We start from the raw sequence: 23851 nt of genomic DNA, 5'->3' as shown, positions 1-23851 counted from the left end.
CTCTCCGGGCGCCTGCACATACCTAGCTATTTCCTTTTTCCCTATCCGGCGGTGAGAGACACGCCGCTCCCTGCCGAGAAGGATTCCGGCTCATCATTTCGTAACCCAAAACCATGCAAACCGCCGTAAGTCCTTTCCTGTCCGCTTCTTCTCTCGCCATCCTCTTGGCCTGCGGAACCCACAGCCCCGCTTTCGCAGAATCACCGCACTATTACAGGAAAGCCGAGCGTACCGCACCGCAGGCCATCACCTGCGACATCGCGATCTACGGAGGCACGCCCACCGGTTTCGCCGCAGCCCTGCAAGCTGCGCGCATGGGGAAAAAAGCGGTGCTGCTTTCCTTCAACCAGCATGTCGGCGGTCTCACCTCGGGCGGCCTTACCGCCACCGATATCGGTGACCGTGAGGCCATCGGCGGGATAGCTAGGGAGTTCTACGGACGCCTCGGGAAACTCAAGGACTTCAGCCCATCCTTGGCCGAGGCGGAATTCCGCAAGATGTTAGAGGAGCAAAACGTACGCGTGCTCTACGGGCGCGCCCTCGAATCCGTTGACATGAAGGACGGAAAAATCACATCCATCGCCATGGAAACCGGCGAGACCATCGCCGCCTCGATGTTCGTGGACGCCACCTATGAGGGTGACCTTCTCGCCGCCGCGAATATCTCATACCATGTCGGCCGCGAGCCGCGCGGCACCTACGGTGAATCCCTCGCCGGACAGTGGCAGGAGATTTCCTGGAAAGGCGTCTATCAGTTCTGCGACCTGCCCGTCGATCCATACAACAAACCCGGCGACCCCGCATCAGGGCTGCTTCCGGAAATTTCCTCCGAAACGCCCGGCAAGCCCGGCGAAGGCGACTACCGCGTGCAGGCCTATAATTTCCGCATGCACCTGACCCAGCGGGAAGGCAAAATCCCTTTCCCGAAACCCGCAGGATACGATCCCGCCCGCTTCGCCCTGCTTGCACGTTTCATGAACTTCGATCCCTCTGTCAGTTGGCCGCTCAACTACACAACCAAACCCATGACCGACGGCCCGGTGCAGATGCGCGAGGGCGATAGCAACAACGCCGGCAGCTTCTCCACCGATCTGGTGGGCGGCAGCCACCGCTGGCCGGATGGCACCTACAGCCCGGATTCGTTCGCGGAGTTGCCCGCGCCTCGGCGTGGTTTGCCGGTTCCGCTTCCGGAGCTTTATGAGCTGCGCGAGAAAATTTTCCAAGACCACGTCAGCTACCAGCAAGGGCTCATGTATTTTCTCGCCAACGATCCGCAGGTGCCCGCAGAGTTCAGGGAGCGGGTGAACCGCTTCGGCCTAGCTCCCGATGAGTTCCGGGAAACCGGCCACTGGCCGCACGCCCTCTACGTCCGCGAGGGGCGGCGCATGGTTTCGGAATATGTGATGACCCAGGCGGATTGCGAATCGACACGCGTCGCGGAGGACTCCGTCGGGCTGGCCGCATACGCCATGGATTCCCATTTCTGCCAGCGGGTTCCGGTCGTGCTCGATGGCGTCACCACCGTTCGCAACGAAGGCGGCTTCGGCCACAAATGCCCGAAACCCTACCCCATTTCCTACCGCTCCATCGTCCCGAAAAAATCCGAGTGCGAAAACCTCCTCGTGCCGGGCTGCATCTCCTCATCCCACGTCGCCTACGGCTCGATGCGCATGGAGCCTGTCTTCATGATCCTCGGCCAGAGCGCCGGAACAGCCGCCTCCATGTCCATCGACGGAAAAATCCCCGTCCAGGACCTCCCTTACGAGGATCTCAGAAAACGCCTGCTGGCCGATGGGCAGATCCTCTCCCATCATGGCGAATGAAAGCAGCAGGAAGCTGACCAGCCATCCCCGCCAGCATCATTTCCCCTTCCCCGACGCCTTATTTTCTCCCTCCCCGAAGAGGGAACCGGGCGGGGTGTTGTGGTAGCTGTGGCAGGTGATGCAGCGGTGGTCGATGCCGCCTCCGGGGCTGTGGCAATCCACGCAGCTCTTGATCGAAGGCAGGTTCACATCGGATGTTAGCTCGCTTTTCATCACATTGTGGCAATCCAGGCAGCTCAGTCCTTTCACGTGCATGGAGTGGTTGAAATTCCCAACATTCATCCAACGGTTCGGCGCCGCGACCTTGGCGATGACGGGCGCGCCGTTGTCCACGGCGGGCTCGGAGACGTCATGGCAAGTCGCGCAGCCGGCAAAGGGAGCACGGCGGCCACCCGGCACCTCCCCCTTCATGTCGGCGAAGAACACGGCGCGCTCCATGTACGCGCCGGTCTGATAGAGTTTCTCGACCTTCCTGCCCCTGTTCTGCACGTATTCCCGGAGCGTGTCCCGGCTCGTGATGCCCTCCGTGGTCTTCGCGTATTCCTCATACTGGATGCTCAGGCTGCGGAGGAAGGATCTAACATAGAACGGATCCCCGTGCGGAAGGGTCAGCCCCGGCGTGTCCTTGTCGAACTGCAGGGCATGGCACCCCGCGCAGTTTTCCTCATACGTGATTGGAAGCTGATACTCGCCCTGGGCATCCGTCTGGTGGCAATCCGTGCAGCCCAGCGCCTTGCCATGCAGCTCCGGGATTTCCCCGGAGGAGAGATGCAGCTTGTGGTTGAACTTCAGCGTGTTCACATCCCTCACCTTGTCCCGGATCACGCGGAACTCGGGGTGACCGTCGTGAAAATCCCGGATGACCTTCGTGTAGCCGCCCTCCGGCCGCCGCAGCGATGGATTGTCCGCCGCCGACTTCCCCGCCGATGAGGGGAACGCATGATAATCCGTGCCCGCGACCATCTCCCTGGACTTCGACATCAACTCTGCGGAGGCATGGCAGTCGAGACAGGAGGAATTCGCCACCTCCGGCATGAAGCCGCTTGTCCCGTGCTCCTTGTGGCAGGTATGGCAGGCGAATTCCACGGCCATGTTCGGCTGGTGGAAATCCTTGCCCGTGTGGCAAGCCAGGCAGTTCTTATCCATCCCCGTCGGTGCCGACGGCCCCTTGCGGATGAGCGCGTGGGGTGACAGGCCGCCGCTGAGTGCCTCTCCGATCTTGCCCGGCCATGCCCCCGCGTTGCGGCGGGCGCTTTCATGACAGGCCGCGCAGTTGCTCGGATCCCCCCACTTCTCCTTCGTCAGTCCGGAAAAGTGAACGCTCGCATGTGGGCTGGAGATCGGCCCGGGATTGACGAAGCGATCGCGCGTCCTGTGATCGATTCCGATGCAGAGCAGGAGCAAGGTGGCGATCACCGTGAAGGCGATCACCCGCTTGCGGATGTTGCGCAGGCTGCGGCGCGGCTGGCATTTCGGGATCGCGTTGCAACAGCTGCCGTCCGGCATGGGGCCGCGGTCGCACCTGCCTCCGGCGGATGCCGGGCGGGTGCACTTGAACTGCCCCTTGCCCTCGCCCGGCTTGAGATCGAGCAGCGGCACACACTCGAAGGAGGCACGGCATTTCCCCTTCGGCGAGGGGCCGATGCGGCAGGCCTCGCCCTTGCAAAGGTGCCCGCACACCCAGTCCTGGTTCGGGCGGGCGTAGTCCTTCCTGTCGAATGCGGATGATGGCTTCTTGTCCTTCATGAGACGGCGGCGGAGAACGAATGGACGAGGATGATGTGAAGCACGGAAAAGGCCAGCAACGAGTAGCTCAGTGGGATGTGGACGAAAAGCCAGAGCCGCAGCGCGAGTTGGAGAGAATATTGGTAATCTAGCATGTGCTTGCGGGCCACAAGCTCGCGCAACTCCTCAAACCTCTCCTGTTCGCTCTTTTCGATGTATCTCTGCATCTCGTCGAACTGCGAGGCGTGCGCCGCCTGCGGCGAGCGGGACTCCATCAGGTGCGCCCAGAAGTTGCATGGCTTGGTGAAAAACGACCCGAAGAGATCCGCATAGCGGACGGCGACGAGCGAGGGGCTCTTGCCCTCCCCGTTGGCAAGCACCAGAGCCTCCGCCTGCTTGCGGAGCTTGTTGCGCGCATCCGCCATGCGCTCGAAGGGAGTTTCGTATCCGGCCACCGTAAGCCTCTTTGGGAAAGAACGGCTCATCCACCAGCCCACCAGGCCGGAGGCGAAGACGATGAGGAAACACCAGGCGAAGATCTGCCGGAACAATCCGGAAGGCCAGGACCAGCCCATGTGGACGAAGAAGAGGACACCCGAAAAAATCCCGAGGCAGATGTGCATCCTCAGCCAGAAGCTGGCCTTACCCATGCGCAGGAAGGGCACCTTTTTCCGGAAGTTGAAAAAGGTTAGGATGAGCATCAGCGCGAAGAGAAGCCAGCCGCTGAGGTAGGCATGGTGCGGGAAATCCGGGATGAACCACAGGGATGCAAGCGCCAGCACGGCGCAGATCAGCAACGTGGCAAGCATGCCGACCGGTCTTTTCCTGGCGGGTGTCATCGTTTCTTCAGCCACTGGATGAGGGAGTTTTCCTGCGAGAGATCCGAGCGCGTCAGCGCATCATGGGGACAGGCATTCTGGCAGGCCGGCCCGCTCGCCTGCTCGATGCAGAGGTCGCACTTCGTCGCCTTGAGCAAGGGCTTCTGCTGCTCGTCCACCCAGAAATGCCCTTTTTTCGTCCGCACCTCCACCATCCGTATCGCATCGTAGGGGCAATTGTTCGCGCAGATCGTGCAGCCGATGCAGCTCGCCGGGTTGATCACCACCTCGCCGCCATGGCTGCTGCGGTGGATCGCTCCCGTAGGGCAGCCGATCATGCAAACCGGATCTACGCAGTGCATGCAGGCGTTGGCCACCATCAGGTTGTCCATCATCGGGCCGTGGCGCAGGAAGCGCGGGTTGCCATCGTGCGTGGAGGCGCAGGCACGCACGCAATCGTCGCAGCGGGTGCAGAGATCCATGTCGATCACCATGGACTGGGTGCCGTTGAAGAACCGCTGTTCCGCCACGAATTCCATCAGTTTCGTCGGCGGATGGATGCGCTCATCTCCCTGGCGGGCTCGCGCTTTCTTGCTCGGCTTTTTCCCCTGGGGATCGACTGCGGCATGATCCGCATCCAGCAGGTGGGAAGGGACGTAGCGGACGAGCGTGGCGGTTGGGATGAAAATCAAATCCGCATAACCCATCGCCCGGAGCGTGAAGAGCGACACCGCATCCTGTTCCGGATTCACACGCTGCCTCACCACATCATCGAAGCCAAACACCTGGCCCGCACCGATGTATTTGAGCGTCCTCTCCCCGCCCCCATACTTCTGACTCACCCTGCAGAACCCGGCGCGCACGAGGTGGATGCCGTTGCAATACTCACCCTCCTTGACGACGAGAGGCTCTGTGGCCTTGGTGTCCGGATCCCCACCGGCCGCCAGTTTCTTGTATTCCCCGGACCACCCGTAATCGCCAAAGGTCTCAAGCTGGGCCTCATTGCAAAGTGCGTGGAACTGCGGGCTGTTCACCTCCATGTGGCTGAACAAGGGCAGCTTCGCCAGGAAGGAGCTGAGCGAGTACTTGCGGTAGTTCGAATCGATCTGCCCCTTGAGCGCCACATCGTATCTCATCAGGTCCCTCAGACCCTGCCAGCTGAACTCGAGGAGCCGCGTGCCCTGCGCGGATGCCACCACGGTCGCCGTGCGCGGCATTCGGCTCAGTGCGGAAATTTCCCCGAACATCTGACCCTCGTGCAGCTTCGCCGTCTCCGTGGTTGAAATCACCCTTGGGAAATCCTGTAGGAAAACCGAGTTGTCCTCCGAGTTCACCGAGTTCTTGAAATCGTCACTGACCCGCAGCGAGGCCTCGTCCCAACCCTCCGGCTCCGGATTGTTCGACCAAAGCTGCGCCAGGCGGGAAACGAAGCCCTTCTTCTTCTCGGTCGCAGCCCGCCCGAGGAGGCGCGGATCTAGGTGCGGCTTGAGGATCACCTCCACCTCGCCGCCGAGAACAAGGTATGCGGAGGTGCCGTAATCCCCACGGCGCACGACGATCTCGCCCGGCTGATAGCTGCGGATCGCGGTATCCGCCCTGAGGATTTCGCGCAGCGGCATGGAGGAGGGGAACGCCTTCTCGTCCATCACGCAAAACGGCTCCACCGCCATCAAGCCTTCGACATCCGCATCCGTCATGTTCGGATCCATGGGGTCGTCCCAACGGTCGGGCTTGGCCGCCTTGCGGGTGAGTTCGGCCAATGAGATGTCGCTTGCTGCCATGTTGTTCGCTTAGGCGTCGATTACCAGTTTGCCCTTGGGTCGGCAGAGGCAGGGCAGGCAGCATCCTTCCTCCACATCGGCGGCGCTATCCGGGTACTCCACCTCGCCCTCCTTGATGGCAACCATGCATTCCGTGCAGCTCCCCGCTCCGCAGAAGCCGCCCATGTCGATGCCGTTGTCGTTCCCGAAATCCCGAAGGTTGCCGGCCTGTGCATCCCATTTGAGCTTCTTCCCGGACTTTGAGAACTCCACCTCGATGTCCACCACACTCGCCCCTGTGCCTGCGGCTGGCCCCTTCGGCACCGCCTTCACCGTGGATGGCCCGAAGGCTTCGAAATACACATCCTTCTTCGGCACCCCCCATTCATACAATCCGTTGACCAGGCTGTCCATGAAGGCCCCCGGCCCGCAAAGATAGTATTCGAAGTTGCTTGAAGGGAGGATCTCCTTGATCAGGCCAACGGTGACGCGGCTCTCGTGGTTGAACGATTTGCCCGGCTCATCGCTGGGATCCGGGCGGCTGTAGCACACATGCAGCCTCATCTTCGGATTCGATTTCTGCAATTCGATCATCTCCTCGCGGAACATATGATCCTGCCCGCTGCGGCATCCGAAAAAGAAATATATCTCCCTTTTGTCCCCGATATGTGTCAGGTAACGGGCCATCGCAATCATCGGGGTCACTCCGATGCCGCCGCCGATCAGCACCACAGGGCGCTCGACCTCCACATCGAGATAAAATTTCCCGGAAGGAGCCTTCGTGTCGATGATATCGCCCTCTCGGACGTTGTCGCAGAAGTGGCTGGATATCAGGCCGACCCTGGCCGGATCGTAGCTCCTGTGGTTCTTGTCCGGGAGCGCGCGCTTGATGGTGACCCGGTAGTGCCCGTCGCTGATCGCACCATCGGAGAGCGAGTAGCAGCGGATCTCCGGCTTGGGTTTTCCCGGGAGGTGGAACTGGAAGGTCAGGTATTGGCCGGGCTTGAAGGGTGGCAGGCGCTTGCCGTCGTGCGGCTTCATGTAGAAGGAATATGTGTCCTCGGATTCCAGCACCTTCCTTGCCACGGTGAACTTGCGGAAACCGTTCCACGCCACCTCGGGTGCCGCCGCAGCCATCTTGTCGAGCGCCTCGATCTTTTTCCTGAGAATCTCCAGCTCAAGCCGGCTGCGGATCCGCTCGGTGCGCGCCCGGCTTCCCACCGCCCACCACTGGGTCGCCAGATAACCGACCATCAACGTCCCCCCGGTGAGCCCGACGGCAAGCAGGGGACTGGAGGATACCAGTCCTAACAGATTTTCAGTGTCCACAACCTTTTTCGCCGATTCACAGGCTTGGATAGGCTATCCAGCCCCGAAAAAACTGTCGATGGGAAATTACGCAAACTTCCCTGCATGATAGAAAATTATCATTTAACATATTTATCCGATTGGAAAGACATGAAATGGCTTGCCATACAGGCAAGGCGAATCACAAGGTTTACCAAGATGAGAAGCGTTCCCAGATCAATGGCGGCATCGGTTTTTGTCTGCCTTTGCGGGGCGGCCCATGCCGAGCCGGCGCGCGGGTCGAGGATACTCGGCGCGGATTCCTGCGCCACCAGCGGCTGCCACGGCGGGGCCGGCCCTAACAGGGGTGCGCATTCGATCTGGCTGAACTACGATCCGCACACCTCCTCCGCCGCGACCCTAGGGAACGGCAGGTCCAAGGCGATGGCCGCCCAGATGGGGCTGGATGGGGCTGCGGAATCCAAAAGCTGCACAATCTGCCATGCCCCCAACCGACAGGTGGATCCGTCAATGTTCGCGGCCGGTGCGGATCGCGCCCGTGAAATGAATAGCGTGAGCTGCGCGAACTGCCACGGAGGGGCGGAAAACTGGATCCTCTCCCACACCCGCGACGATTTCCCCAGGGATGCGCTGGCACAGCTCGGCATGCGGCAGCTCGGCAGCGCTTACCAACGCGCCAACAATTGCGTGGCATGCCACCAGAACCTCAGCGACGAGCTTGTCGCCGCGAAGCACCCGCCGCTGGTCTTCGAACTCGACGGCCTCCTTGTTGCCCAGCCGAAGCACTGGCACGAGGAGGAGGGCTTTTCCAATGCCCGGACATGGCTGGTGGGACAGGCCGTCGCCCTGCGCGAGTCCGCCGCCCAGGCGCTGCGTGAGCCGGGCGAGATCCGGACGGCGGAGATCGAGGCGATCAAGGAACTGCTCAGGGCGGCGGGCGCGGAGTTTCCCGGCATAGGGGAAACCCTCGTCTCCGAGGCCGATGCCTATGCGAAACGTGTTTCCGCCCAACCCGCCAAAGACGGAGAGGCGCTGGCCATCCTCACCCGCCTTGCCGGAAACCGTGAACCTTTCGGCAAGGGTGCCTTCGCTTCGGTAGCCGAGGATCATCGGATGTGGGCGGCAGGGCACTACGCGGAACGCCTCGCCCTGGCCATAGATCGGCTCAACGAAACCTGCGGAAAACCCATCGCGGACGGGCTGGTGAACGATCTTTTCGATGCCGCTATGCCGCCCAAGGCTTTCGATGCCGCCGTATCCGGCGGATTTTCCGAAAAGCTTGGTATTGTCGCCCAAGCCCTATCATCAGCTCCCTAGGATCGCCCGAACCATGGACATCAGCAAGCCGTGAACAACACCAGCCCCAAGACCAGCGGTAGGTTCACCGCCACCTGCGTTGGCGTTGTGCTCATGACGACCTGCTACCACCCGCCTCACCGGCGGACCCCGGACTGGGATCTCGAACCGGGGGAGAAAAAACCGGATCGGCTAACCGCGCATCAGCAACGCGCCACCCAACCCCCCGCCGCGCCCTCCGATTTCTCCCCGGATGCCGGAGCCGCCAACCGCAGGCCGGGAAACCCTTTTTCCGAATTCCGCATCGGGCGTGAAACGATCCTCACCGAAGAGCCGCCGCTGCCGCCTTCCCAGTTCAACCCTGACCCCGGTCAGGGCTGGACCGAGGAAACCGTTGACGAGGAAAAGCCCGTCACGGAAGGACGCGACAACCCATTTTTCAACGAGTCCGGCCTGACCAAGCGGCCTTTCTTCGAAAACGACGCGGATCCGGGTAACAGCGGCTTCTTCGGGAACGATGCGGGCTTCACGCAGGGCGGGCGCAGGTTCGTCCCGGACATCCCCGAGGGAATGGTGTTGCCCCGCCGAGGCGTGGAGCAGAATCGCATCGACATCGAGATCGTGGAGCACGGCCCGGAGGAGCCCTTCGATCCGGACATCACCAAAGCCTTCGAGCTGCCGCGCGGCGATATCCGCTTCGAGGAGCGCATCTACGAGCACTGGCACGCCGGCCACTACGACCATGCGGAGGATCCCGCGAACATGACTTCGGTGGAAGACCGCTGGAACATCGCCACTGGAAAATGGCAGCGCTACGAGGACGACAGCATCGCGGAAACGCCTTACGCCCGCAGCACCCCCTATCTCTGGCATCCCTACTACCAGAGCAAATACAAGGGCGATGTCCCGGTACGCGGGCAGGACATTTTCGCTTCGTTCACACTACAGAGCTTCTCGGAATTGGAGACGCGCTCCATACCCACCCCTGCGGGTGTCAGCACGGCGCGGGGGGGGAACGCGGAGTTCTACGGGCGCGGCGAGCAGGCTGGGATCGTCACCAACACCAGCCTCACCTTCGACCTCTTCCGTGGTGAGACCTCCTTCAAGCCCGTCGAGTGGCTGTTCCGCATCCAGCCCGTGTTCAACACCAACTACGTCTCGGTGGACGAAACCAGCCTCATCTCCCCCGATCCGCGCGGACTCAACCAATCCACCGGCAGCGCACCACCCAGCGGATTTGGCACCAACCCCGGCGGCCTCAACCCCGGAGACATCGATTTCTTCCTCGATCCCCTGCTCTTCCCCGCAGGCGGCGATTTCCGGGGATCAAAGGCCACCGAGCGCTTCCAGAATCACTTCGCACTCCAGCAGTTTTTCTTAGAGACGCACCTGCTGGATGTCTCGGAAAACTACGACTTCGCCGCGATGCGCGTCGGCACCCAGACCTTCAACGCGGATTTCCGGGGCCACGTGTTCTTCGATTCGAACTGGGGCTACCGCTTGCTGGGAAACCTCAACAAGAACCGCATCCAATATAACATCGCACTCTTCGACCTCTTTGAGAAAGAGTCGTTTTCCGAGCTCAACACCTGGGATGACCGGGACCAGACGGTGTTTGTGGCGAACCTCTACTGGCAGGATCTTTTCATCGAAGGCTACACCTCACAAATCAGTTTTCTGGCGAATTGGGATAAGGGCAGCGATGCCGGCCTGACCTTCGACAGCGCGGGCAACATCGCCCGGCCCACCCCCATCGGCACGATCGCAGCCCATGATCTTGAGGCCTACTACCTCGGCTGGAACGGAGAAGGTCACTTCGGGCGGCTCAACATCAGCCACTCGCTCTACCACGTCTTCGGCGAGGACGATCTCAACGGACTCGCCGGGCAATCGGTGGACATCGACGCATGGATGGCCGCGCTTGAGCTTTCCGTGGACACCGACTGGATGCGCCACAAGCTCACATTTTTCTGGGCATCCGGAGATGACGACGCAACGGACGGCACGGCCAAGGGCTGGGACTCGATCGTGGACAGCCCGAATCTCGTCGGCGGCCCATTCAGCTACTGGCAGCGGCAGGGGCCCAACCTCGGAGGAACGGCGGTGGCGCTCAAGCAGCGCCTCAGCCTCATCCCGAACCTGCGCTCCAGCAAGTTCCTCGGCCAATCCAGCTTTGTGAACCCTGGCATTTTCATCGCGGGCATCGGAGAGGAGTGGGAGCTGACCCCAAGGCTTCGCTTTTTCGCCAACCTCAACTACATGCTGTTCATGGAAACGGATCCGCTTTCCACAGCCTTGCTCACTGGAGGGATAGATCGGGAGATCGGCTGGGATCTGAGCTTCGGCATGGAATACAGGCCCTATCTCACGGACAATGTCAGGCTCGTCGCCGGGTTGGGCATGTTGTTTCCCGGAAAAGGCCTCAAGGATATCTACCGCATTTCAAACCCCGCTGCGGGCGGCTTCAGCAGCGGCGGCTCCGGCGATATCGACGGGGTGCTCTACAGCGGCTTCCTCAGCGCAACCATGACTTTCTGATGACCCATTATCCAGCCATACGCCCCCTCGCCGCCCTCGCACTCGCCGCGGCCTTCCTTTCTTTGCCCGCCCTTTCCCAGGAAACGGAATACCGCAGCCTGTTCGGCCCACGGACGGCCGCCAGCGAAGCCGCGCCGACATCCGTCGCGATCCCCAGGCCGAACAAGGTGGACCAATCCAAGGCCGCGCAGATGGCGAAGAGCCGCGGCTGCATCGACTGCCATGAGAACTCCCACGATCCGCACGGCAGCGAGTTTGTGCGGCTGGGCTGCACCGATTGCCATGGCGGCGATGCGACCCCCGGCCTCACGATGAGGCAGGCGCACGTGGAGCCGCGCAATCCGGTGTTCTTCGAAAGCTCCGCAAACCCAAGCGACAGCACGGTCCTGCTCAATCATGAGTCCGAGGAGTTCATCCAATTCGTAAATCCCGGCGACCTCCGGGTGGCCAAGAAAACCTGCGGCGACTGCCATGCCAAGGAAGTGGACAACGTCGGCCACAGCATGATGCGCCACGGCGCGATGCTGTGGGGCGCGGCGGCCTACAACAACGGCGCATTCCCGGCCAAGGACTCGATCTTCGGCCAGGCATACGGCGCGAACGGCGCTCCGCTCGCCCTGAAAAGCCCGTTCAAATACCCCAAGGAGGAGATGAAAAAGATGGGGATCGTCGATGAGATTTTCCCACTGCCCCGTTTCAACGTCGGCCAGACAGGCAACATCTACCGCATCTTCGAGAAAGGCGGCACAAGGCTGCTGGATCTCGGCAACCCCGATCCCTTCGATCCTCCCGGCAGGCCGCTGCGCCGCCTCGGCGAGCGCGGCCTCGGCACGCTCTCGCGCGTCGATCCGGTCATCATCGGCGCTCACAAGACCCGCCTGCACGATCCGCTGCTGGATTTCTTCGGCTCCAACGACCGAGCCGGCGACTACCGCTCAAGCGGATGTACGGCATGTCACGTAGTTTACGCGAATGACCGCTCTCCCTCGAATTCCGGCTGGTACAGCGCCTACGGCAACCAGGGGCTTTCCTTCAACCCGGATCCGATGATCTCGAAAAAGGAGAAAGGCCATCCCATCGAGCACAAGTTCACCCGCAGCATCCCATCGAGCCAATGCATGACATGCCACATGCACCAGGGGAACCTCTTCGTGAACCCTTATCTCGGCTACACCTGGTGGGATCAGGAATCCGACGCAGAGCACATGTATCCGAAAAAACAGAAATACCCGACCGACGGGGAAATGGTTGAGTCCCTGCGGAAAAACCCCGAGGCCGCCGCCGCACGCGGGTTATGGGGCGATGTGAATTTCCTCGAAAAGGTCGCCGAGCTCAACCCCAGGCTCAAGGACACCCAGTTTGCCGATTACCACGGCCACGGCTGGGTCTTCCGGGCGATCTTCAAGAAGGATCGCGAGGGAAACCTCCTGACCAAGTCCGGCGAGAAGATCGCCCACGGCGACAAGGACAAGTTCAAAAAGGCCGTCCACATGAAGGACATCCACCTCGCCCTCGGGATGCAGTGCGTGGATTGCCATTTCCTCAACGACGTCCACGGCAACGGCCTGCTCTACGTCGAGCCGCGCGCGGCCACGGCGATCACCTGCGTGGACTGCCACGGCACCGCCAATGCACGGCCATCCCTCGTCACCTCCGGCACCGGCGGCGAGCTGACCAAGGATGGGAAGGTCGTCCCCATCGACCTCAAGGAAAGCAACACCCCCTTCGGGCCGCGTTTCCGCTGGGATGGGGACAGGCTTTACCAGCAGTCCTCCATGGAAAAGGGCTTGGTCTGGGAAATTCCCCAGACGCTCGATACCGTGGATCCCGGCTCCCAGCACTACAATGCCATGAGCGCCTACGCGAAGACACTCAACCGCGATGGCAAGAGCTGGGGCGGCGTCCCGGACGACCCGAAGAAATGCCGCCAGCAGCTCGCCCATAGCAACGAGGCGATGGACTGCCAGACCTGCCACACCGCATGGGCCACGAGCTGTTTCGGCTGCCACATCCCGATGGAGGCGAACTACAAGATGGCGGCAAACAAGTTCGAGGGCACGACGACGCGCAACTACTCCTCCTACAACCCGCAGGTGGTGCGCGACGATGTCTTCATGCTCGGCAAGGACTCCACGGTCAAAGGCAACCGTCTAGCAGTGTTGCGCTCATCGAGCGCCATGCTCGTCGGCTCCCAGGGGTCGAACCGCGAGTGGTTCTACACCCAGCAGCAGACGGTTTCCTCGGAAGGCTATTCCGGCCAGGCTTTCAACCCCCACTTCGCCCATACCACCAGCGGGGTCGGCACCACCAAGAACTGCACCGACTGCCACATTTCCGATACCAACGACAACAACGCGATCATGACCCAGCTGCTCGGCTTTGGCACGGGCACGGTGAATTTCTTCGGGCGCTTCGCATTCGTCGGCACCGATCACCACGGCCTGAGCGGGGTTGCCTGGACGGAACGCAGCGAGCCGCAGGCGGCGATCGGCAGCCACCTCCACCGCTACGCCTACCCTGATTTCCATCAGAAACACCTGGACGGGAATTCCATCCTGGATACCTCCTACCACCACCCAGCCAAGGGCGGCACCGTCACCGATCTCCAGCACCGCGGCGAATACCTCTACGCCGCCCTCGGGAAAAAAGGTTTTGGCATTTTCGACATCGCCAACATCGACAACAAGAATTTCTCCGAGCGCATCATCGCCACACCTTTCTCACCGCTCGGTCACGACACCTTTTTCAGCACGCCCTACGCCACCTCCGTAGCCCTGCCCAGCACCCTGATCAACGATCCGAAACGCAAGCGCCTGCCGGAAAACGAGGAGCAGCCCATCGCCTCCTACCACGGCTACGCTTTCATCACCGATCTTGAGGAAGGCCTCATCGTCACCGATGTCGCAACGATGCTCGACGGCAACCCCGACAACAATTTCATCAAAAAAGACGTGGTCTTCAATCCCGGCGGCGCACTGGATGGCGCCCGGCACGCCAACATGGCCGGGCAGTGGATCTACATCACGACCGACAAGGGGCTGGCCGTCGTCGATGCGGCGGATCCGCTCAGTCCGCAGCTCGCCTGCACCTACACCGGACCCGCGCTGCACGGTGCGCGGCAGTCGGCGGTCCAATGGCGCTACCTTTTCGTCACCGATGCGGAGGGCGTGAAGGTCTTCGATGTTTCCGATCCCGCCAGCCCGCGCCCCATCGCCGGCGCAAGCGTTTCCCTCGGGAATGCGAACGGCCTCTACGCCGCCCGGACATACCTCTACGCGGCCAACGGCACACAGGGCCTGGCTATGATCGATATCAAGAACCCGGAGAAACCCCGTTTGATCAAGAACTTCGATGCCGACGGCGCGATCAACGATGCCCGCGACGTGCAGATCGGATCCATCAGCGCCTCGATGTACGCTCTTGTTGCCGACGGGAAAAACGGCATGCGCGTGATCCAGATGATCTCACCGGAAAACGTCCCCGGGCACATGGGATTCTCGCCGGTGCCGAACCCGAAACTCATAGCCACCTACCCGACCAAGGCGGCGGCGCTGACGATTTCCCGCGGCCTGGACCGCGACCGCGTGGTCGATGAAAGCGGCCACCAGACGGTGGTCTTCGGGCGGCGCGGCTCACGGCCGTTCTCCCTGGACGAGATGAAACCCTTCTACCAAAAAGCCAGCACCGGCGAGTACGGCACCGACTCGCTGGAGCGCAACGGCCCGGTGTACAAGGTGGCGGATGTGAAGGCCGGCGAGGATGGCGCGCTCACTGACATCCACGGGAAAACCCTCACGCCCACTGAGGACTTCGTTTCCCCAATGGCGGATGAGGGAGAAGACGAACCCTACACAGGGCGACTGCGCAGGCGAAGGGCACCGGAAGACCTGCGGTGACGGGACGCCCCGGCCCGGAAACCCGTGCCCTCAGCGCCACCGCGCCAGCAGCAGGCAGTGCCGGGATCGCTTCGCCCGCTCATGCGTCTTGGAGGCATGCTCCTCCACCGTGAAACCGGCCTTGAGCAGAAGCTTCTTGAATTTCGGCGCAGGCTCCGAAAGCCAATACGCGATGCAGCCCTTCGGGGTCACCACCTGCCGCAGCTTTTCCAGGAATCCGGGGGAGTAAAGCCGCGCGTTGCCCTTCGTGATCAGGTCGTCCGGCGTGTTGTCGATGTCCAGCAGAAGCGCATCGTAGGATCCCGGCTTTTTCCCGGAGACGATGTCGAATAGATCCCCCTGCAAAATCACGGTGCGCACATCCTCCAGAAGCGGGCCGTTGAACTCCACCAGATGTGTCCGGTTCCACTCGATGAGTGGCGGCATCAGCTCCGCCACATCCACCGTCGCCGGGCTGCCCACCAGCTCCAGTGTCCGCTTCAGCGTGAAGCCCAACCCCAGCCCGCCGATGAGCACCCGCGGGTGCTGCGGCCTCGAAGGGCTGCCCTCCAGCAATCCCTGGCAACCCAGATCCGCCAGCTGCTGCTCTGAAAAGGTCAGCGATGTGCTCATCAGCTCGTAGCCGTTGTACTTCAGGTAGATCTTCCCATCATGCTTGTGCAGCGAGTAATGGGTGCCGTCCGGCATCGTGGATTCGGCAAGCTTCACATAGGGCTTCATGCCGGAAGAGCCTTGCCGCTCCACCGTAATCGACAAGCCCGGATTCCATCCCCATCACCCGCCCGGCTCTCCATCCTACCCCTCCAATGCGGGTGCTTGCTCCACGGCGCCGAATCCCGCGAGGGCGGCCTTGTCGGACGAGGTGACGCCGACGGCATCGACAAAGAGAACGCAGCCGGCGGGGCCGCCTAAGGATTGCATCTCGCGGACGGCGACTTCACGAGAGGCGGAGAGGTACAGCCCCCTGATGTCCTGCACCACCCATCCGGCGGCTCCCAGCATGGAATCATTGCTTCTTCGCGCTTCTGTTTCGGAGGCTGGCAATGAACCGGCATAGGTTTCCTCAGGACATAACCCAACAAGCCGCGGTCCGCAGGGAATCAAAAGAGGCGAGGCGGGTCACCGCAGATACTTAATGGCGACGAAGCCGCCGATCAGCAGGATGCAGCCGATGACGAAGCACCATTCCAGGTGCTTCTCGATGAAGGGCCTGGCCCTGTTCCCGAAGAGGCGTATGACCCAGGCGACCAAGAAAAAGCGGAAGCCCCTGCCCAGGATGGATGCTCCGATGAGCAGCGGCAGGCTGTAGTTCATCATGCCGGAAAAGACGGTGAAGACCTTGTACGGGATCGGCGTGATGGCGGCAATGAGTATCCCCCAGAAGCCATACACGGAATACCAACCCTGGATCTTGAGTTGGGTGTCGCCGCTGGGATCGAAGAGATTGAGCAGCGGGATCGCGAGGGAATCCCGCAGGCCGTAGCCGATCCACCATCCGGCGATGCCGCCGAGGACGGAGCCCGCGGTACAGATGAGCGCATACCTGAGCCATTTTTCACGTGCACCGAAACATAGCGCGAGCAGCAGGACATCGGGCGGAATGGGGAAAAAGGAGGACTCGGCGAAGGCGATGAGGAAGAGCGCCCATGAGCCGCCGGGGTGATCCGCCCAGGATACCGTCCATGCGTAGAGGCGGCGGATGATGTTTGGTTTCTTGGCGGGGATGGCTTCGTTCATTTGGAAATTTTCATTCGCACTCGGTGCGGGTGTCGCGGGAAAGCAGTTCCATGAGCGCCTTGGCGGCGGGCTTCCCCTCATAGAGGATGGAATACATGGCGTCGATGATGGGAGTCCTGACACCGGCGCGGCGGGCGGCCTCATGGATTGAGAGGGTGTTCGGGACGCCCTCCGCCACCATCCCGAGGCTGCCGACGGTTTCCTCAAGGGTTTTGCCCTGGCCGAGGGCATATCCGACGCGGTGGTTGCGCGAGTGTTCGGAAAAGCAGGTGACGAGCAGGTCGCCCACTCCGGAAAGCCCGGCGAAGGTCTCCATACGGCCTCCAAGGGCGATCCCGAGACGGCTCATCTCCGCCAGGGCGCGGGTGACGAGGGCTGCCACGGCATTGTCACCGAGACCGAGGCCGTGGGCGATTCCGGCGGCGATGGCATAGACGTTCTTGATTGCGCCGCCCAGCTCGATGCCCGCCAGATCGGTGCTGGTGTATGGGCGGAAATGCGGTAGTGTGAAGAGTTGCTGCAGTTCGTCGGCAAGGTCGGCATCCTCGGAGCCGATGACCGCGCATGCCGGCTGGCCGCGCGCGATTTCCTCCGCATGGTTGGGGCCGGAGAGAACCGCCAGGGGATTGCCGGGAAGGACGGAATGGAGTATCCCGCTCATCCTTTCCCCTGTGCTTTTCTCGATGCCCTTGGCACAGGAAAGCAGCACCGCAGAGCCCGGAAGGCCGGCGCGCGCGATCTCTTCGGCGCAAGCTCGGGTGGCGGCGGTTGGCACGGCGAAGATGAGCAGCGGGTAGCCTGCGGCCGCAGCGACATCCGTGCCGGCGGTGATGTTCGCGGGCAGGAGGATATCGCTGAGATACTGGGGATTGCGGTGCCGGGCGTTGATGCCCTCCGCGACGGCGGCATCGCGCCCGATGAGCGTGATGCGGGCGAGCTTCGGAGCCAGCAGCATGGCGATTGCCGTGCCGAACGACCCGGAGCCGAGGATGGCGGCGCCATCGAACCTCATTCCGCCACCTCCGTCCGCTTGGATTTCCCGCCCCATGAAAAGCGCGATTCCGTTCCGTCTCGCAGGCGCCGGATGTTTGTGCGGTGCTTCCAGATGGCGAGGATGGCGATGGCCAGTGAAAAGGCGAAAAGGGGCTTGTTCCAGGTGCCGTCCTCCCATTTCCCGTGGAAACGCGCCCCGATGTGCGTGAGCACCGGCAGCGACGCCGCGGCAACCATGCTGGCGACGGCCACATAGCGGGTGGCAATGAGGGTGATGAGGAAAAGCACCAGCAGGATGAGCACGGCCATGGGCATCAGGGCGATGAGCACCCCGGCGGAGGTGGCGATCCCCTTCCCTCCCCTGAAGCCAATCCAGGGCGAATAGTTGTGCCCCAGCACGGCGGCCAGCGCTGTGACGACATGGATGAGCTGGGCCTTGAGCTGCTCCCCGGCGGGCAGCTCAAGGCTGAATGCGTCAAGCAGCCCGATGTGGATCTGCGGGACGTGGCCGGAAAAGCGGACGAGGTTGATGGCGATCACCACGGGCGCGAAGCCTTTGAGCGCATCAAGCAGGAGGCATGTCAGCCCGTGTTTTTTCCCGACGATGCGGAACACGTTGGTGGCGCCGATGTTTCCGGAGCCGTGCTTGCGGATATCGATGCCGCTGGCCCTCGCGATGATCAGCCCGAAAGGGATGGAGCCGCAGAGGAAGGCGAGGAGCGGGCAGAGCCAGACTTGCATGGTGGCGGCGTGGGGTTGGCTTCACTCAAGCACCCTGGCGCTCTCGATGACCACCGGCTCCACGGGAACATCCCCCGCTGCGGTTTTCACCGCCTTGATGGCATTGACCACCTCCATGCCCTCGATGACCTTTCCGAACACGGCATAGCCGCCGTTGCTCGGGAAGTTGAGGGCGTCGTTGTCCGCGACGTTGATGAAAAACTGAGCGGTGGCGCTGTCCGGATCCGGCGTGCGCGCCATGGCGATGGTCCCGGTGTCGTTCTTGAGTCCGTTGCTGCTCTCGTTCTTGATGCCGGCTCCGGTCTGCTTTTCCACGAGCCTCCCCGCATCGAGCGCCATCCCTCCTCCCTGGATCATGAATCCGTCGATGATGCGGTGAAAGACCGTGCCATCGTAGTGCTTCGAGTTCACGTATCCGAGGAAGTTCTTCACGGTGATGGGTGCCTTCGCCGCATCCAGCTGCACGACGATCTCACCCTTGCTGGTCTTTATGCTGACCTTGGGCGAGCCTTCCGCAGGAGCGGTTGCGGCGGCTTCCGAGGCAGCAGGCCCGGTTGCCTTATCCGCGTTGCAGGCGCCGAGCAGGGCAAGGCTGGCCATGGAAATGATTGCGTATCGTCTTTTCATCGGCACGAGTCCTATGCGCTCCGGCGGGGCTTGGCAAGCGGACTTGGCGGCCGAGTGCAGGACAAAAAAGAGGCGCGGACTGTTTCCAGCCCGCGCCCTTTATTGCACATTCCCCCCAAAATGGACTCCGGACCGAAGTCGGGCATACGGCGGTTTTCCCCCCGGATTGCGCCAACGTACCCGAATCTATCATCGGAGACCAAGGATATGTCCCAGAGGTTTGTTCAGGCTTGCGCCGTTTGCTCGCCTCTGTTGGTAATAAACTAATCAGTAATTTGGGGCGAAAAAGAAAATTCATTACCCAAAAACGGCCATCGTTACCCAAAAACGGCCATTGGTGGGCTATTTTAGGATGTTAGGGTCATGTGGCTTGTGAAATCGCCCGTTATTTGCCAAACCCCTTCCGTTCAAACACCAAGAATGGATCTCAACCAGAGCAAAACATCCCAAAGCGTCATCACCTGCCGCAACAGCCAAGGAACCGAACTGACGGCAAACCTCCTGCGTATCAAACGGTATTCCGTAGTTTTCGAAATCTACAACCCATACAGCATTCTCCAGCTTTCGGAAGTTCTATCGGATTTCCGAATCATGGCATCGCGCAGGCTCCTGTACAACGGCAAGGCGGTGGTGAGCAATCTCCTCAACACCGGCATCGTCCTGGTCTGCGAAGCGATGCTCGACGAGGGCTGGATGGAGGTGGATTTCCTCGCGGGGATCTCGGCGGAGATCGGCCAAGGCGAGCCGAACTCGGATCTCAGGTCGCAGTTCTCTGATTTCATGCGCGAGTGGAAGACAGGCAACGAGGTGAACGACCCCTTCAAGATCGTCGTGGCGGACCTCTCCAGCATGCTTTCCGGCGTGCAGCACTGGCTCACCGGCATCGATGTCGGTATCAGGACGACGGTGACGCGCCGGCGTGAGGACATGGAGAAGGAGATCTTCTCGAAGGTGGAGCAGCGGGTCGTCGAGGAGGTGATCCCCTCGATGGAGGCCTTCGAGCAGGTTGCCAAGGATGTGGGGGAGGAAGGGATTGCGGTGCACAAGTCCTATGTGCGCCGGCAGCTCCATCCCATCGTGCTCTGCTCGCCCTTCCTCTACCGCACGTTCACCAAGCCTCTCGGCTATGCGGGCGACTACGAGATGGTGAACATGATGCTGCGCAATCCCTACGAGGGCTCCTCGGCCTTCGCCAAGATCCTCAACTACGCCCTGCTCAACACCGAGCCTGTCGTGGCGCACCGCAACCGCATCGATTTCCTGGTCGATCTCCTGCGCGGCGAATGCACCAAGCGAGTGGCCAAGGGCAAGACGCGCGTGTTCAACCTCGCCTGCGGCCCTGCGGTGGAGGTGCAGAGGTTCCTGCGCGAGTGCGAGGAGAGCGAGCTCGCGGAGATCGACCTGCTTGATTTCAATGCGGAAACCCTCGAATACACCCGCGCCCGGATCAACGAGGCGAGGATGGCCGGAGGCAGGGAAACGCAGGTGCGCTATTTCCAGAGATCCGTGCACCAGCTCTTGCGTGCGGCCACGCAGGGCGGCGAGGAGGATTTCAGGAACTACGATGTGGTCTATTGCGCCGGACTCTTCGACTACCTTTCCCAGCGCGTCTGCAAGCGCCTCGTGGAACTGTTCTGCACGATGGTGCGCCCGGGCGGCAGGGTCATCGTCACCAACGTCGCCGCCAGCAACCCGCGCAAGGCATGGATGGAATATGTGATGGAGTGGAACCTGATCTACCGCGACGACGCCGACATGCAGGATCTCATTCCGGACAACGTGCCCGTGACATCGGCATCCGTGAAGGCGGATTCAACGGGGGTGAACCTTTTCCTCGAAATCGAAATTGGCAGCCGCTGAGTCATACCCGCAGGAAATCCCGGAGTCCGTCCGGGAGTCGTTCAGGAACTATGAGCGCGAGGTGTCCGTGGCGAACGCCCGCATGGCGGCGTTGCTGGCCTCAATCTTCATGCTGGCGGGCCTAGTGCTCGATTTCATCGTCTTTCCGGAGCACCTCACGCTCTTCCTCGGCATCCGCATCGTCTGCAGCGCGCTGCTTTTCATCATCTACCTCGACCTGCGCGGCAGGCAAGGCTCCGGACGCAGCGAATTCATCGCCGGATGGATCGCGTTCCTCCCCATCCTCTCGATCTGTGCCATGATCCATTTCACCGGCGGCGGCGAATCGGTTTACTACGCGGGTCTCAATCTCGTTCTCGTCGGGCTGTCACTGCTGCTGAGGTGGAATTTCAGGCAGTCCCTGTTCATGACGCTTGTCACAGGGGCATGCTATTTCCTCAGTGTGGCGCTGCCCTTCGATGAAGCGAATCCGAGAATCCTTTTCAACAACACCTATTTCCTCTTCGTCACCTCCGTGTTCGTGATCGTCGGGAGCTATTTCTACGAACGGCTGCGCCTCAGCGAGTTCGCGCTGCGCGACGAGGTGGAGCGCTCCCGGGAAACGCTGCGCTCGCAATACCAGCGCCTCGGGGAGCTTGACGAGGCGAAGACCCGATTCTTCGCGAACATCAGCCACGAGCTGCGCACACCGCTCACCATCATGCTCGGCATCACGGAAAAGCTCGGTGAAACATTCTCCGCAACCAAAGGAGATGCGAGGGCCACGGAAATGGTCGGCCTGCTGGAGCACAACGGCCTGCGGCTCATGAAGCTCATCGACGATCTCCTCGATCTCGTCCGCTTCGACACCGGCCACGCGGACCTGAACTTTCAGCCCACCGAGGTGAAGGGGCATTTCGAGGGCTTGATGAAATCCCTCAGGCACCTTGCGGAACAGGACGGGGTAGCCCTCCAGTGGACCTGCCAAACCGGACACGGGGTGGTCATGCTGGACCGCGACAAGTTCGACAAGATCATCCTCAATCTCGTCATAAACTCGATCAAGTTCACCCCGTCTGGCGGCAACATCGACGTGAACCTCGGCATCACCGGGAAACGCCTCGGCATCTCCGTGAAGGACACCGGCGTCGGCATCCCGCAGGAAAACCTGGAGAGGATCTTCGACCGCTTCTGGCAGGTTGACACCTCCTCCACGCGGAAATTCCAGGGCAGCGGCATCGGCCTCGCCCTCGTACGCTCCGTGACAGAATCCCTGGGCGGGGAGGTGGCGGTGACGAGCCGCGTCGGTGTTGGCACCGAGTTCCGGATCAGCTTTCCGGTGGAGGAATCCAGCGGCGCATCCACAGAGGACGAGGGTATCATGACCGGGCGCGGGATTGTCGCGATCCACCGGAAAGCGGCGATGGCGATCCCCACCAGGTCAGGGACGAAGGTGGCGCCCAAGGCAAATGCGGGATACCCCTCCGCTCCCATGATCGGCGCGCGGGACAGCACCGCGAAGCCCCTAGTCCTCATCGCGGATGACGAGCCGGACATCCGCCGCTTCCTCATCATGCAGCTCGATGACGTGGAGATCATCGAGGCCGCCGATGGTGCGGAAGCCCTGGAACTCGCAAAGCTGCACAGGCCGCAGATCGCCCTCCTCGACCACATGATGCCGGAACTCGACGGGGTGGAGGCCTGCCGCCGAATTCGCGAAAACCATGGCACCCGGGATACCTCCGTCATCATCCTCACCGCCCGCGCGGACGAGCAGACCAAGCTCGATGCGCTCAGGGCCGGAGCCAGCGATTTCCTGACAAAGCCCTTTTCCACAGCCGAGCTTGGCCTGCGGTTGCGCAACCAGATCCTCATGGGGCGCTTCCGCAGGGAAATGGCCGACATGAACAGGGATCTCCATGCCGCCCTCGACAAGATCAAGGAAAACGAGGTGTTCATGCTCCGCAACGAGAAGCTCTCCGCCCTTGGCAGGATGAGCGCAGGCATCATCCACGAGATCAACAATCCGCTCAACTACGCAAACGCAGGACTGCATGCGCTCGCGACCTTCTCTCATATCCTCCCAGAAGAGGAGCGCACCGACTTCGAGGACACCCTTAAGGACATCCGCGAAGGGGTTGCGCGCGTCTCCCAGATCGTAATCGACCTGCGCCAGTTCACACGCGACGAGAACAGCGAATCGCCCAAAGCCCTCCTCGATCTCAGGGAAACCATAGACAGGGCCATCCGCATGATGAGCCACCAGCTGGGCGATGGGATCAGCATCGCCCCGGGATCGCTGGATGCGCCGGAAATCAAGGGTAACTCCAACCAGCTCGTCCAGGTGTTCATCAATTTCCTCCAGAACAGCATCGATGCCATCCGCGAGAGAAAGGTCAGGGAACCGGACCTTGTCGGCAGCATCTCGGTTTCCTCATCCGACGAGAATGGCAGCTCGCTCGTGACCTTCAGGGACAACGGCATCGGCATCCCCCCGGAGGATATCGGCAGGATCTTCGATCCCTTCTTCACCTCCAAGGAGGTCGGTGCAGGCATGGGTCTCGGGCTGTCCATTTCCCACCAGATCCTGCGCGACCACAACGCCACCATCGGCGTCGAGAGCCGACCCGGGCAATTCACGGAAATCCGCCTGCTATTTCCCGGCGCAGCCGCCGGAAAAGCTCCCGCAACGCAGCGCCTTTTCCCGGAGACAGACCGTATTGACACCCCTATCCCACAACACCACTGAA

16 protein-coding genes are annotated in these 23851 nt (G+C 61.6%); 6 read left to right on the top strand and 10 right to left on the bottom strand.

Annotated elements, in window-relative coordinates; genetic code table 11:
* The first annotated feature begins 113 nt into the window (after positions 1–113).
* Positions 114–1823 carry an FAD-dependent oxidoreductase gene (locus tag HZ994_17510; protein ID QTN34039.1) on the top strand — a complete coding sequence of 570 codons (1710 nt, stop codon included), beginning with the start codon at positions 114–116 and terminating at the stop codon, positions 1821–1823.
* Between the two features lie 36 nt (positions 1824–1859).
* Here HZ994_17510 and HZ994_17505 read toward each other — a convergent pair whose 3' ends face one another.
* Genes HZ994_17505 through HZ994_17490 form a run of 4 tightly spaced genes read right to left on the bottom strand, consistent with a single transcriptional unit; the run spans position 1860 to position 7455 of the window.
* On the bottom strand, positions 1860–3569 hold the full coding sequence (locus HZ994_17505; protein ID QTN34038.1) for a cytochrome c3 family protein: 1710 nt from the start codon (positions 3567–3569) through the stop codon (positions 1860–1862).
* Positions 3566–4402 (bottom strand): hypothetical protein, encoded by an 837-nt coding sequence (locus HZ994_17500; GenBank protein QTN34037.1) that lies wholly within the window; start codon positions 4400–4402, stop codon positions 3566–3568. Before HZ994_17500 ends, HZ994_17505 begins: the two co-directional genes overlap by 4 nt.
* A complete protein-coding gene (locus HZ994_17495; protein QTN34036.1) occupies positions 4384–6147 on the bottom strand; it encodes a cyclic nucleotide-binding domain-containing protein in 1764 nt (587 codons plus the stop codon). Before HZ994_17495 ends, HZ994_17500 begins: the two co-directional genes overlap by 19 nt.
* Positions 6148–6156: 9 nt before the next feature.
* A complete protein-coding gene (locus tag HZ994_17490) occupies positions 6157–7455 on the bottom strand; it encodes a 2Fe-2S iron-sulfur cluster binding domain-containing protein (protein ID QTN34035.1) in 1299 nt (432 codons plus the stop codon).
* 177 nt (positions 7456–7632) lie between these two features.
* Between HZ994_17490 and HZ994_17485 the strand changes: the two genes are divergently transcribed.
* The 3 genes from HZ994_17485 to HZ994_17475 are packed head-to-tail and all read left to right on the top strand — an operon-like array spanning position 7633 to position 15164.
* Entirely contained in the window at positions 7633–8751 is a 1119-nt protein-coding gene (locus HZ994_17485) for a hypothetical protein (protein QTN34034.1), read from the top strand.
* A 30-nt stretch (positions 8752–8781) separates the two neighbouring features.
* Positions 8782–11268 carry a hypothetical protein gene (locus HZ994_17480; GenBank protein QTN34033.1) on the top strand — a complete coding sequence of 829 codons (2487 nt, stop codon included), beginning with the start codon at positions 8782–8784 and terminating at the stop codon, positions 11266–11268.
* Positions 11268–15164, top strand: coding sequence for a hypothetical protein (locus tag HZ994_17475; protein QTN34032.1), 3897 nt, complete (start codon positions 11268–11270; stop codon positions 15162–15164). Before HZ994_17480 ends, HZ994_17475 begins: the two co-directional genes overlap by 1 nt.
* Positions 15165–15194: 30 nt before the next feature.
* Here the strand turns inward: HZ994_17475 and HZ994_17470 are convergent, their stop codons facing one another.
* The 6 genes from HZ994_17470 to HZ994_17445 all read right to left on the bottom strand — a co-directional run bounded on the left by HZ994_17470 (position 15195) and on the right by HZ994_17445 (position 19262).
* Positions 15195–15884 (bottom strand): spermine synthase, encoded by a 690-nt coding sequence (locus HZ994_17470; GenBank protein ID QTN34031.1) that lies wholly within the window; start codon positions 15882–15884, stop codon positions 15195–15197.
* Positions 15885–15959: 75 nt separating this feature from the next.
* The gene (locus HZ994_17465) at positions 15960–16166 is read right to left on the bottom strand and encodes a hypothetical protein (GenBank protein QTN34030.1); all 207 of its coding nucleotides are present in this window, start codon (positions 16164–16166) and stop codon (positions 15960–15962) included.
* A gap of 117 nt (positions 16167–16283) precedes the next feature.
* On the bottom strand, positions 16284–16901 hold the full coding sequence (locus tag HZ994_17460; GenBank protein ID QTN34029.1) for a DedA family protein: 618 nt from the start codon (positions 16899–16901) through the stop codon (positions 16284–16286).
* Positions 16902–16911: 10 nt separating this feature from the next.
* A complete protein-coding gene (locus HZ994_17455) occupies positions 16912–17913 on the bottom strand; it encodes an NAD(P)-dependent glycerol-3-phosphate dehydrogenase (protein ID QTN34028.1) in 1002 nt (333 codons plus the stop codon).
* Positions 17910–18635: a glycerol-3-phosphate 1-O-acyltransferase PlsY gene (plsY, locus tag HZ994_17450; protein ID QTN34027.1), complete on the bottom strand. Its 726-nt coding sequence runs from the start codon at positions 18633–18635 to the stop codon at positions 17910–17912. The genes HZ994_17455 and plsY overlap by 4 nt, the downstream gene beginning before the upstream one ends.
* Positions 18636–18656: 21 nt before the next feature.
* Positions 18657–19262 carry a peptidylprolyl isomerase gene (locus HZ994_17445; protein ID QTN34026.1) on the bottom strand — a complete coding sequence of 202 codons (606 nt, stop codon included), beginning with the start codon at positions 19260–19262 and terminating at the stop codon, positions 18657–18659.
* A 420-nt stretch (positions 19263–19682) separates the two neighbouring features.
* Here HZ994_17445 and HZ994_17440 point away from each other — a divergent pair, with 420 nt between their 5' ends.
* Both HZ994_17440 and HZ994_17435 read left to right on the top strand, forming a co-directional pair.
* A complete protein-coding gene (locus HZ994_17440) occupies positions 19683–21122 on the top strand; it encodes a class I SAM-dependent methyltransferase (GenBank protein ID QTN34025.1) in 1440 nt (479 codons plus the stop codon).
* Positions 21109–23850 carry a response regulator gene (locus HZ994_17435; protein ID QTN34024.1) on the top strand — a complete coding sequence of 914 codons (2742 nt, stop codon included), beginning with the start codon at positions 21109–21111 and terminating at the stop codon, positions 23848–23850. The genes HZ994_17440 and HZ994_17435 overlap by 14 nt, the downstream gene beginning before the upstream one ends.
* Position 23851: the final 1 nt, after the last annotated feature.

The organism is Akkermansiaceae bacterium (assembly GCA_017798145.1).
GTDB lineage: Bacteria > Verrucomicrobiota > Verrucomicrobiia > Verrucomicrobiales > Akkermansiaceae > Luteolibacter.
This window is presented reverse-complemented; position numbering and strand designations above follow the sequence as displayed.